Origin of the sequence: Microbacterium sp. CGR2 (assembly GCF_003626735.1) — a bacterium.
GTDB lineage: Bacteria > Actinomycetota > Actinomycetes > Actinomycetales > Microbacteriaceae > Microbacterium.
This window is the reverse complement of record NZ_RBHX01000001.1, coordinates 1763889-1776739: the sequence shown is the minus strand read 5'-3', so window position 1 is coordinate 1776739 and position 12851 is coordinate 1763889. Positions and strand designations below refer to the sequence as shown.

Here is a 12851-nt window from a genome sequence, read left to right as displayed (position 1 = left end):
CGAACGAGCACTCCGGGACGGCCCACGCCTCGAGCTTTTGCTTGGGGAGCGTCGAGAATGCGAGCCCCGCTCGCTCCTGCTTCGTATGCCCAGGGCAGTATCGGTTGCTTCGGCGGAAGTTGAAGCAACCCTCTACGTGGCAGAACGGCTGGGATTTCGAATGCGGGCGTGATGGCATGCAGCAAGGCTAACATTGTGTTCCAAAATTAAGGGAGCAAAACCCGCCTAGCCTTGAACCTGAAGCCCCAGGTGTGGGCCCATAGACAAGGTGGTGGTTCCCATTCCTGACAAGCTGATCAATGAGACAGACACGGTCCTTCTCATCCCTGCCCACGAGGTGCTCGGCATCCCGAATGCCATCACCCCCACGGGTCTCGTCGCGTACGACGCGCTGACGACCGCGGTCCTCAACCGCTACGCGCCGATCACGAGCACCGGCCACGCGAATGCGGGCGCGGGCGGCAACGTGTCCTGCGCCATCGTGTCCGACGGCTTCACGCTGAGCTTCACGGATTCTCAGGAGGACGATGAGAAGACGCTCTGCGAGCCCGCCAACTCCGTCGACCTGACCGACTTCGGCTTCGACAACGACATGACCGGCTTCCGGGATGCCAACCCCGCCGCTGCCGACAGCGTGTTCGCGCTGTGGAAGGCTCTCACCTTCGCGCCGGACGTGCCCTACATCATCGTCCACCGCGTGGGCTACGCCTCCACCGTCCCGTTCGCGGTCGGCCAGGAGATCGACGTGTACTACTCGCACACGGACCTCCCGGTCAACGTTCACGCGGATGGCCAGAAGCAGAAGATCCAGCAGGTCTTCATCTCCAAGTCCACGGCCAAGCCCAACTACGTCCTCGCGGCGTAAGGAGTCGAGTCATGCCCAGCAAGAAAATCGCCAGCAACAAGAACACGCTGCTCGCCGTCGCCCCGAAGGCCTCCTTCGCCAGCGTGCTCACGCCGGCGCTGTCTGAGTTCCTCAGCGCCAAGAACATCTCCGAGGCCACGAAGTGGGACGGCTACGACTTCGGCATCGAAGCATCGGAGCAGGACGAGGACCGCGCCCTCACCGACGCGGCCGGCGCCTCCACCCGAGGCAACGAGAACTTCGGTGGCAGCATCTCGTTCTACACCCCGACGCCCGCCGACACGTCCTCGATCTATCGCCAGACTCGCAACCTGGTCGCAGTTCCGCACACGGAGCTGGTGCTGATTCAGCGCGACGGCTACCCCGCCTCGACGCCGTTCGCACCCGGCCAGGTCGTCAACGTCTTCCACACGATCACCGACGCGCGTTCCGAGCAGCGCGGTGACAAGAACCGGTACTACTCGGTGGACTTCAAGCCGAAGGGCTTCGTGGGCATCAACCGGATCATCCCGTCGGCCACGCCCACGGCTGTCACCGTCACCGGTGGCACCACGGTCGCTGCGGGCGCCTCGATCCAGCTCAAGTCGGTCTACGAGGGCAACGACATCACGATCGGCGCCACCTACGTCTCCTCCGACGAGACGAAGGCCATCGTGACCAAGCACGGCATCGTGATCGGCATCGCCGCAGGCTCCGTGGACATCACGGCGACATACCCCGGCTCGGCCGCCGGTACGACGAAGGCAATCACGGTCACCGCTCCCTAGTCTCGCTACCTAGGACGACGGAGCCCTCGAGGAATCGGGGGCTTCGTCGTGCACCCCTGATTAGCGTCTTAAATCGCACATAGCCTGGAATCGACCACGAACGAAGGAGGGCCTCATGGCCAAGAAGCAGAAGGACGCCACCGCCGAGATCGAAGCGGAACTCGACGGCATCCAGGAATCAGCTCGAACGGACTTCGAGCTGGTCAACCGCCTGGCCGGCAAGTCGAAGCGCCGCAAGTCCGTGACGATCTACACCGACTCGGAAGCAGGAGCCCAGCTGGGGTACGCGCTCGACCAGACCGAGGGCGGGATCCGAACCGGCCGCCGCGTCCGTAGGGGCATCGCCGGCCGCATTGACCAGCTCGAGGAGGAAGGCAACTCCCTCGTGAAGCGCATCGAGCATCAGGTCGAGGCAGGGCTGGAAGTCCCGGAGGCCGACACCGAGCGAGCCAAGGAGATCCAGGCCGAGCTGGCGAAGGAGAAGCGAAAAGTCACGGCGCTCAAGAAGCGCCTCGAGGCCACGGCCTTCAAGTTCACCCTCCACAGCCTGCCCGACATCATCAAGCGGGACATGCGTCGTCGAGCCCGCCTGAACCTCGGCATCAGGGGCAAGAACGTCCCCGCCGACATGGTGGACGAGTACGAGCTGGAGCACTCCGCGGTCTCGCTTGTCGCCTCCGTCGAATCCTGGACGGACGTCGAGCAGGACGAAACGCACTCGTCGCTGTCGATCGAACGAGCCCGGACCTTTCGCGACTACCTCCCCGAGGGCCAGTTCCCGCGCCTTGAGCGCGCGATGCTGGAGCTGTCGTACGAAGTCGCGATCGAGCACAACGCCACCGACGACGCGGATTTTTAGCCGAGTACCTGTCGTCTAACGCCGGCGGCAGGTACTTGAGCCTCATCAAGGCCAGTCTGGCCGCCGGCGTTCGGCCCACCACCATGATCCTCGGAGAGGACAACCGCAAGCCCTGGTCACACCTCGACGTGCTCATCATGCAGGCGTATCAAATCGTCAAGGACGAGCAGTGCTCGCAGTGCGGCCTGCCTCGATGGCTCTGCAGGAACTCCGACCCGCGCCTCCAGGTGAAGGTCAAGTTCGACGACTGCTACGCCTCCAACGAGGTGAAGAAGGAGGAGAAGAAGCACGTAAACGACGACAGCAAGTCAGGAGTCGCTTACCCCGAGTTCTACTCGACCGACGACACTCCCCTCAGCGACTTCCGCTCGCTGTACTACGAGCAGCTCGCTGCCGAGCGGGCCGAAGAGGTCGAAGATGAAGACGATTGAGCCCCAGAATTAAGGCCCAAATTCGAGCCTAGCCTTGAAGAGATCGCGGCAGTACGAGCCCCAGGCGGAGGATGATGGCAGACGCATTCGACGCACGGGCAGCGCTATCCATCGCCGTTGACCTGCGCCAAGCGCTCAACGACATGGAGACGTTCCGTGAACGGGGCGGCGATCTCGACGATCTCTTCGACCGGGTAGGTGCTTCCAGCCGGGAGGCCGCTCGCTTCATCGAGAAGACGACTGGCGCGCTGAGGGAGACTGGCACGGCTGCCCGCGCCGCACGCAAGGATCTCGGGCCAGGCGCCGAGGGCGCATCCGACGAGTGGCGGGCCCTCGCCGGGCGCATCCGCGAGGCTGAGGATGCCTACCGCGCCATCTCGAAGACGCAAGCAGCAGCTGGCGGGGCTCCCGTCGACCCCCGCAGGTTCATGGCCAGCCAGGGCGTCTCTGGCCAGGATGTCGCGCAGTATCGCCAGGGCTCCGGGGCGAACCTCCTCGCTGACGAGTCCAAGCAGGCCGCCGCGCAGGTTCGCTCGCTCGCTCAGGCAGAACGTGAACTCGCCGACCAGGCCTCCCCCCGTCTTCGCTACGCGCTCTACGACGTGGCCACCACCGCCCGCACCACTTCCATCGCTCTCGGCGGCGCCACTATCGCTGTGGCCGCGCTGGCCGCTGCTCAGGAGTCTGCGTTCACGAACGTGGAGCGTACCCTCGACGGCAGTGAGTCGATGGGCGTTGAGGGTGTCGCCGCGCTGCGTAGCGAACTCATGGGGCTTACCCGCGAGATCCCCCTCACATTCACGCAGGTGTCGGAGATCGCGACCCTCGGCAACCAGCTCGGCATCACGTCGGGCGAGGTAGCAGGCTTCACCGAGACGACCGCCCGATTCGCTGCCGTCACCGGACTCACCGTGGAAGCATCCGCTACCGCGTTCGGTGCACTCGGTGAGCTGCTGCGCAACACCGACGGCACTGAGCTTCGGGTCGACCAGTTCGAGAACCTCGGATCCGCCATCGCCCTCGTAGGCCGCCGCTCGGTCGCCACCGAGGCGGAGATCGTGTCCATGTCGACTCGCCTTGCGGCCTCCGCCACCAGCGCGGGCTTCTCCGCGCAGGAAGTCATCGCACTGTCCGGCGCCCTGGCATCCCTCCGTGTCGCCCCCGAGCGTGCTCAGGGTGTGATGGAGGTGTATTTCAACCGCCTAAATACCGCCATCGCGAACGGTGGGGCTCGCCTCGACTCCTTCGCCAGCGTCGCAGGTGTGGCCACTGGCGAGGTGGAGGGACTCGTCCGCTCCAACCCCGTCGAATTCTTCGAGCGCGTTGCCGTCGGACTCGGGAAGATGGACTCCATCTCCCGCACGGGTGCCCTCGAGGCGCTGGGCCTGCAGGGCATCCGCGCCGGTGAGGTCTTCGGCCGTGTCGCCTCGAACGTCGACGTCTTCAACAAGGCTCTCGGAGACTCCAACCAGGGGTGGACGGAGGGCACGGAGCTGAGCAGTCAGTTCAACAAGGTCCTCGACGACCTGGCTTCGCGGTGGCAGATCTTCGTCAACGCCCTCGCGGAGGCCGGCGGCGCGATCGGTGCCACCCTGGCCCCGAACATCATCAAGGCGATCGACGCGCTGTCGGGCCTCCTGCAGATGCTCGCTTCGTTCGCCGAGTCCCCTTTCGGCGCCTACATGTTCCGGCTCGCAGGCACTGCGGCCGCGCTGTTCGCCACTCTCGCCGGCATCGGGTCGGTCGCGGCCGTGTGGGCTGGATCTCTGTTCGCCATGCGCCTCGCTGCCATCGAGCTGGGTATCGTCACGGCCGGTACCTCGCGCGGCGTCGGCGGACTCATTGCCTCCCTGCTCGGGCTACGTACGGCAGGGACGGTGGCCGCTGCGGGCGCCGCCACCGCCGGCAATGCTGCCGCGGGAGCGGCAGGCGGCATGCGCACGCTCGCTGGTGCCGCCCTCACCGCACGAGGAGCGCTCATCGCGCTCGGCCGCGCTACCATCGTCATCGGTATCGTCACTGCCGCAGCCGACCTGCTGTTCGGGCTCGCCGATTCGGCCAACGGCGCGGGCGCCGCCACGGGTGGCCTCGCTGAAGGGTTCGGACTGGCCGCCGGCGCAGGTGACGAGCTGACCGACACTCTGGCAGGCCTCGACTGGGAGGCCCCGACCGACGGCGCAGAGGGTCTGGGCGGGGCAGCGGAGGACGCCGCCCAGAAGGTACGCACCCTCGCCGACTACGCCAACGACCTCCAGACCGTGATGAAGCGGTCCACCGACATCCGCTTCGGCAGCGACCAGAGCTTCGACTCAATCCTCAGCGGCTGGCAGAAGATCCGCGACGCCGCGCATGCCGCGCGCGAGGCAGCAGCAGCCCATCAGCGCAAGCTCTCCGAGATGGGCGCCGACCGCTCCATCAAGCAGTATTGGCTGTCCGTCGCCGTCAACTACAAGGACGAGCTGCGCGCCGCGAAGCTGCGCGCTGAACTGGCAGAGCTGGACGCCGACATGGCCGCCGAGAAGAAGAACCTGGCAGCCGAGCAGGCGAAGGCCAACAAGAGCCTCGTCGGCAACAACGCTGCGGCCGCAGAGAACCGCGGCGAGATCCTCGGCCTCGTCGGCAACTACCAGTCATACCTCCAGTCGCTGGCCGCTTCCGGAACCAGCCAGGAGGAGCTGATCCGCATCGCCGCTCGCCTCCGTGGCGAGTTCGTCAACCAGGCGACGGGGCTCGGGTACAACCGTGCGGAGATCGAGAAGTACGCCAAGTCGTTCGGCGACATGGGAACGATCATCCAGCACGTCCCGCGCAACATCACGGTCGAATTCAATGGCGATCCCGCCATGCAGGCGCTCAGCGAGTTCATGGCCCAGGCCGCCACTACGGCCGCCTCGGGCGGAGCAGGCGCGGGCGCGGCATTCGGTGAGGGCTTCGACCTTGGCCTCGGCGAAAACACAGGCGGCCGCAAGATGGGCGACGCCGTGGGCCGCTCCATCGCCATCGCAGCCGAGGGCGGCCTGCTCGACGCCTTCTACGCCGGTGACGAGCTTGCGATCGGCGTCGCAGACACCTTCGACAACCGCCTCAAGGCAGACATGGGCGAGATCGACGTCATCCGTAGCGGCTGGGCCAACGAGCAGCAGACGCTCGGCCAGGCCGCGGGTGGTCAGGTCGGATCGAAGACTTCCGGCGGGGTTCGAGCAGGTCTCGAGCAGGGCCTCAAGGGCTACAACCCGACAGGCAACTGGGCCAACGGACAGGGCGCCAACGCTTGGAACAGCGGCGTTCGCCTCGGTTCGCAGGTCGGCGGTGGTCTCGCCGAGGGCCTCAGAGCGACCCTCGCCGGACGGCGTATCGGCGCCAAGTTCGACAGGGGCACCGGTTCGATCCAGGTGGACGGCGCCGGCTTCTCCGGCGGCGGCTACACCGGCGGCGCTAGCTCCTCTGAGGTTCGCGGCGCCGTCCACGGCAAAGAGTTCGTCTTCAATGCCGACGCCACCCGCACGATCGGCGTCAACAACCTGGCATTCATGCACCGCATGGCCAAGCAGGGCAAGGCTGTCGCGCCCGCAGGCATCGGAGCCGGTGGCGGCGGCCCCATGGACATCTCCGCGTCCTCCGCTCGCCTCCTCGCCGACCTGCTGGCAGCGAACCTGCAGCTCATCCTGCCGGGCGCCGCACTTGCGGGCTCGGTGGGCTCGCACAACGTCGTCACCGCCCGGAGAGGGGCAGCGTAATGGGAAGCACGGTCTGGATGGGCCTTCGGGGCTCGGAGCAGTGGATCAAGGCGCCCGCGCCGCGAACCGCGTTCCAACCCGTTGGCTGGAGCGCCACGACGCAAGACCGCAACGGACGCACCTCCGGGCGGCGCTCGCGCGCGACCCACATGGAATACGACCTCTCGTGGAACACGGTCCCCACCGAGACGGCACGCCTGCTCAGCGACATGTACTACGGCGTCGACTCGACGAACGTCGACGAGCTTGTCCACTGGCTTGATCCCATGATCAAGAACGCCCTCCCCGCCCACTGGTCCTTCCCTGGGCTCAGCGTGACGGACGGGCCTATCATCGGTGCCCTCCAGCGCCCGACTGGGGTAGTGACCGCAGCGAACGCCAAGAAGCTGCCGAAGGTGTCCGCGCTGTTCACGACCACCGGCGGCCAGGCCCCCGTCTGCTACGTCCCCGTCCCGCCCGGCTTTGCCGCACACGTCGGCATCCATTCTGCGAGTGCCGCCGCGGAGCGCAGCATCGTCAGCCTGCAGACCTTCAATGGGCACACGGCACTCGCTCCGTCACAGGCGCTCCCGGCGATCGCCGCGAGCGACCCGACGCGCTTCACCACCGTGATCCCCCAGGCCGGAAACATGACGGGCATCGGCATCCGGGTGCAGCCTGGCCTGAACGTCGGCGGCACCCTCCTTCCCAGCTCCGGGACGATCGCGGGGATGATGGTGGAAGTCCTCCCCATCGGCCAGTCCCCGGTCGGCGCCGGCTTCATTCGCGGCGGCGGGAACTCCGGCTGCCGGATGTTCGACCCGCCGACCGAGGTTCCGATCTCCGCGTACTTCGGCCGGATGAGCGTCTCTGCCCGACTGGTCGAGGTGGGGCCGTGAGCGCCGTCGACGTCAAGGTCGGGGATGTCTGGCACCACAACCTGAGCGACTGGTCTGTCGTCGCTGACTCCACCCCGCTGATCCCTGGCGACACGACAGGTGGCGCCGGCGCCATGTCTTTCACGCTGCCCGAGACACCCTCGACCCGCGTGCTGAAAGGGAAGCCTGTCACGCTTCGCGACGCCGAGATGGGTACGACCACCGGCGAGCTGGGCCTGGGGAGCGGGAACGGCGTGAACGCCAGCGTGACCGGGCTGTCGAAGATCGCCAAGCTGAACGTCACTCGCACGGCGGAGGCGTACTCCGGCACGCTGCGAGGGGCAATCCTCTACTACCTCGGCCTGTGCGGCATCACCACCAACATCGTTGTCTCCGCCGCTGCATCCGCCCGGCCGGTGAACTACATCGGCTGGGAAGGGAACGTCCTCGACCACCTGAAGGATCTGTGCATCGCGCAACAGATCGCCCTCTCCCTCATCGGCGACAAGTACGCGTTCCGCACGCTCACCGGCTGCTCCGTCATTAGCGCGCGGTCTTTCGCCGACTACAGCTGGTCTGCGAGCGAAGGTCAGCTGGCTCAGAACGTCGAGGTGGCGTGGAGCAAGACCTTCGCACCCGCGAACCAGCTCATCTACCCCGTCGGCGGCTGGAACGAGGACGTCCAGGTCTTCCAGGTCGACGCCAACGAGATCGTCGAGTACAACATCGACCTCACGCCCGACGAGGACACCTCCGGCGCCTATGGAATTAGCGCCACTTCCATCCTGCAGCCCTCCGTGGTCGACTCCGTGCTTCGAGAGTACGTCGGCTCCGCCTCGGTCTACGCCGTCTCCGGCAAGGATAACCTGCCGATCAAGGCCGCGCAGTGGAAGGCGGGCGGCGGAGACATGAAGCTCGAGCTGCTCGACGGCGGATCCCGCATCAAGGTCACGATCACGGGCCCGAGCGACGAACAGTACGCGCCGTATCAAATCTCGATGACGGCCAGCGAGGGGGACTACTCCTCGCTCCGCATCTACGGCACCGGGATGCTCTATCAGCGCAGCGTGCTCCGTATGTCGACCGGGCTGAGCGCCGATCGGGCGCCGCAGGAGGTCGCGCCGATCGTCGAGATGCCGTTCCTGAACTCGTACGAACAGGCGTGGCGCGCAGCACAGGCGCTGCTCTCCCGTCACTCCTCTGCGACGTACTCGATCACCGGAACTATCGGCACGATCGAGACGCTCTTCACGACTCCCGAGGCGTTCTTCGGAGGTGAAGTGGTAGCTCAGCAGGACCCGGCTACGCACCCGCTCGGGAACCTCGAGGGGTCTTTCTTCGTGGCTGACGGTCTCCTGTTCCGTATCCGCTCGGTGACCTACGCCCCGGACGGCGCCACATTCAAGGCCGAGCAGCACTGCGGTGGGCCCTGGTGGTCCTCCATGTTCGACTTCGCCACTCGCACCACCATCCGCACCGCCGCGCAGTGGAACGACTTCCACCCGGCCGGCATCACTGCAGGCGAACTCAGCGCCAACCCCATGAACGGAGCCTCCGCGTGACTATCAACTGGCCCGACTCCAACCTGGACGACGTGTCGCAGGCATGGCGCCGCAAGGTCGAGGAGAACCTGGACTTCGCGGCTCGCAACGCGACCATCGCGAAGTCCAACAGCAAGGCTGCACAGCAGGGGTCCGCCGCTACGCGCCGTGCGCTCGCGGACGCGAACCTCAGCCTCGCCGACCAGCAGGAGCAGCTCGCGCAGGCCGCGCGCGTGCCCGCAGCTCCCGCCGAGCCCAGCGCCACGTCAGATGCCTACTTCGATGAGTACGGCTACCCGCGAGCGACCGTCTTCGCGACCTCCACGCAGGTCGACTCCGACGTCGACGGGCTCCCGCTGAGCATCGCTCGCTACGAGCTGTTCGGGCGCCCCAACGTCGCCGGCGAGTCGTGGGTGAATGTCGCCGAGGAACCTCGCACCGAGGGCGCTCCGCAGCTGAAGGCGCTCGGCCTGCCCGCCGGGATGGAGTGGGCATTCAAGATCCGCGCCGTGTCCGGCACCGGCGTCGCGGGCGAGTTTTCGGCGCCCGTCGTACTCACGCTTGCTAAGGACACCACGCCGCCACCGAAGCCCGAGCCCCTTACGGGTACGTCTCGCCAAGGCCAGGTGCTGCTCTCCTGGGCCGGGCGAACCTCCACGAGCGCCTCCCAGCCCGCTGACTTCTCGCACGGCGAGGTGCTCCGCTACGCCGCCGCGACAGGCGGCACGGCCGTGCCCGTCGGGCGTATCGACCGGGTCGACACGATCGTCGCCCCAGAGACCGCCTACAACGCCACCTTCCACTACGCCGTCGTAGCAGTCGATTTTTCGGGCAACCGTTCCCTCGAGTCCGATCGCGTCCCCGTCACCACCAAGCCGACCGTCGACACGGATCTCATCGGCCGCATCATCGACGGCGGGAACCTCAAGCTCGACTCCATTCAGGCCGAAGTCATCAAGGCCGGTGCGATCACTGAAGAGAAGATTTCGGACGCGGTCAACGGCAAGATCGATCAAGCACTCACCGACGCTGGTACTGCATCCGGCGTCGCGGTCGCCGCGTCCACCGCCGCGTCCACCGCCCAGCAGAAAGCCGACAGCGCGAAGGCGGCCGCCGACGCCGCGCAGCTTGACGCAGATGCAATCAAGGCGCGTGGCACAGACCTCATCACCAACGGTGACGCCGCCCTCGGCTCGCTGAACTTCTCGCAGTTCACCCTCGAGGTCGGCGACCAGCCGACGGGCACTTCTGGAGCGTTTTACGCCGGGACGAGTACAGCGGTCTCGCGCAAGCTGGATGAGTTCGTGCCTATCGACCCATCGAAGCCCCTCCTCGCTTCGACCTGGGTGAAGCAGGTTAACCCCGGTGTCGCTTCTCGCGTGTACTTCGCCCTCGAGCCGTATGACGTGGATGGACTTGCCATCGCGGTGCCCCAGTACTCCGAGCGGGCGGGCACGCGAACGGTCCTCGCTGCCCCCCTCAACCCTGGCGATACCGTCGTCCAGCTCGCCTCCACCGCGGGTTGGCACAATGGCTCGACCCCGGCGAATAGTTACCTCGCTGTGTGGAACTATGTCGACGGCAAGGGCAAGAAGTGGGCGGCAGGCGAGTACACCCGCAACCTCGTCGTCTACGCGAACGGCGCCATCAGTGGAAACACCGTGACACTGCCCGCACCCTGGTCTCTTCCCGCCGCTCCGGCGGGAACTCCGGTCAGCAACAACGCGGCTGGCGGAAGCTTCATGTACGCGCCAGGCATCAGCGCAGCCGTCGTGCCCAACGCCTCTGGCGAGTGGACGAAGCTCACTGCTACGGCTCCCTACCAGGGGGTACATCTCAGCACGGACGGGGCCGCCACCACGTCCTTCCCGCCCGCCACGTCTCAGGCGAAGGTTCTCCTGCTCGCTAACTACATGGTCTCGGGCGGCACTTCGAAGCAACTCTTCGCCGGCGTCTCCCTCTCTGAGGCAAACGCGGCGCAGCTCCGCGCCTCGCAGGCCAAGGCCGCCGCCGACGCAGCACAGACGACCGCGACCGCCGCGCAGACCGCTGCCGGGAACGCTCAAACGACCGCCAACCAGGCCCAGGAGACCGCATCCGGCAAGTCCAAAACCTACCGGGCTACCACCGAGCCATCCGGTGTGGGCACTGCTGTGGAGGACACATGGGAGCAGTGGTCCTCCCTTGGCGTCGGTGGCAAGCTGCTCGCCTTCTGGCGATGGAGTGGGGACGCGTGGGTGAAGGGCACCCTCGACGAGACCTACCTGCCGCTGGTGAACATCGGCTCCGGCACGTACGGCCTGATGAAAGGCGACCGCCTCGAGGCGAACACCGTCTCCGTTGAGAAGCTTCTGGTCACCGACTTTCAGAACTACTTCAACGACCCCACCTTTGCTAACCCAGCGGGGTATGCGCCATGGACCCCGGCAAACGGCGGACTGGAGAAGAACGGAACAGGCACGCAGCAAGGCGCGTACCACGCAAGCACCAGCTTCCCCGTGACTCCAGGCGAACGCTTCCGCTTCACCGTGACCCGCGAGAATGTGGCCGGATCCGTCGGGACCGCACGAGTCAACCTGGCGTTCGATGGCGCCAGCGCGGTGGTCCTCATGGATCTGCCGACGGCAGGGACCTTCACCGCCGAGCGCGAAATCCCGGCCGGGGCGACCGCTGTCCGAGTCGGTTTCTTCACTCTTGCCGACATGCCTTCCACCACCCGCGTTCGCGTTCGCGACGTGCGGATCCGCCGGATGGTCGCCGGTGAACTGATCGTCGACGGCGCCATCACCACGCGGACGCTCGACGCGCTGGCGGTCACCACGGCGAAGCTCGAGGCCAATGCGGTAACCACCGCGAAGATTGCCGCCGGCGCGGTCACGGCCAATGAGATCCTCGCCAACACGATCACCGGCGACAAGCTCGTGATCAACTCCATCACGACACGCGAGATCGCGGCCCTGGCGGTCACGGCAGGGCAGCTCGCGGCCAACGCGGTCACCGCCGACAAGATCCTCGCTGGCGCCGTTAGTACGGTGAAGCTCGACGCGCTGGCCGTGACCACGGACAAGCTCGCGGCCAACGCGGTCACGGTGGACAAGCTCGATGCGAACGCCATCACCGCGAAACACACGATCACAGGTGCTCTCATCCGCTCGTCCGCATCGGGCGCCCGGACGGAGATGACCAACCAGGGCTTCCGCGCGCTCAACGCGAGCAATCAGGAACTCGTGCGGATCGGCTACGGCATCGCGACCGGGATGGAGGTGCGCAACCCCGCCACGGGCACCCTGGTGCCCCTGGCGAACGCAGCATTCGGACTGGTGAGCGTCGCGAACTCGGATGCGCTCGTCTACAACGCTTCAGTGTCGGCCGCAGGTACGCAGGCCGCATTCACCAGGCACAGTAGCGACACCTGCACCCTGACCTTCACTGCAGTCGCCTCCGTCTACATCGTCGACTTCAGTGAAGCATGGACGACCGCGTACAGCGCCAGCTCCAACGCGGTTGTGGTTCCCTTCGTCGGTCTGCGAATCAACGGAACGCCCGCGACCACCGCGGGTCACCGTATCAACGCGAGCCCGACCCGTGACCTCCAAGCCTGGCAGTCAGATGGCTCCCGGCGCTGGGTGCAGGCGCGCGGCGGAACGCGGATCGACACCACGCCGGGCGTTACCTACGTACTCGACATGGACTTCTCCACGTTCGGAGTATCCAACGCGACCGGCACCCAGTCCGTCGTACTGCGCGACCGCTACATCGCCGCCACCCCGGTGTTCTCATAGCCGCCCACCACC

At 66.4% G+C, this 12851-nt stretch carries 8 protein-coding genes; all 8 read left to right on the top strand.

The features are described from left to right. Positions 1 to 271: 271 nt before the first annotated feature. The 8 genes from D7252_RS09075 to D7252_RS09040 all read left to right on the top strand — a co-directional run bounded on the left by D7252_RS09075 (position 272) and on the right by D7252_RS09040 (position 12839). Positions 272 to 865 carry a hypothetical protein gene (locus tag D7252_RS09075; protein WP_147406719.1) on the top strand — a complete coding sequence of 198 codons (594 nt, stop codon included), beginning with the start codon at positions 272 to 274 and terminating at the stop codon, positions 863 to 865. An 11-nt stretch (positions 866 to 876) separates the two neighbouring features. After that, on the top strand, positions 877 to 1632 hold the full coding sequence (locus tag D7252_RS09070; RefSeq protein WP_120775100.1) for a hypothetical protein: 756 nt from the start codon (positions 877 to 879) through the stop codon (positions 1630 to 1632). A gap of 115 nt (positions 1633 to 1747) precedes the next feature. Then, positions 1748 to 2491: a hypothetical protein gene (locus D7252_RS09065; RefSeq protein ID WP_120775099.1), complete on the top strand. Its 744-nt coding sequence runs from the start codon at positions 1748 to 1750 to the stop codon at positions 2489 to 2491. Between the two features lie 35 nt (positions 2492 to 2526). Continuing rightward, a complete protein-coding gene (locus D7252_RS09060; RefSeq protein ID WP_120775098.1) occupies positions 2527 to 2922 on the top strand; it encodes a hypothetical protein in 396 nt (131 codons plus the stop codon). Positions 2923 to 2996: 74 nt separating this feature from the next. Continuing rightward, a complete protein-coding gene (locus D7252_RS09055) occupies positions 2997 to 6659 on the top strand; it encodes a phage tail tape measure protein (protein ID WP_183055246.1) in 3663 nt (1220 codons plus the stop codon). Further along, the gene (locus D7252_RS09050; protein WP_120775096.1) at positions 6659 to 7537 is read left to right on the top strand and encodes a hypothetical protein; all 879 of its coding nucleotides are present in this window, start codon (positions 6659 to 6661) and stop codon (positions 7535 to 7537) included. Before D7252_RS09055 ends, D7252_RS09050 begins: the two co-directional genes overlap by 1 nt. Beyond that, positions 7534 to 9078: a hypothetical protein gene (locus D7252_RS09045; protein WP_120775095.1), complete on the top strand. Its 1545-nt coding sequence runs from the start codon at positions 7534 to 7536 to the stop codon at positions 9076 to 9078. The genes D7252_RS09050 and D7252_RS09045 overlap by 4 nt, the downstream gene beginning before the upstream one ends. After that, complete coding sequence (locus D7252_RS09040) at positions 9075 to 12839, top strand: hypothetical protein (RefSeq protein ID WP_120775094.1); 3765 nt, start codon at positions 9075 to 9077, stop codon at positions 12837 to 12839. Before D7252_RS09045 ends, D7252_RS09040 begins: the two co-directional genes overlap by 4 nt. Positions 12840 to 12851 lie beyond the last annotated feature (12 nt).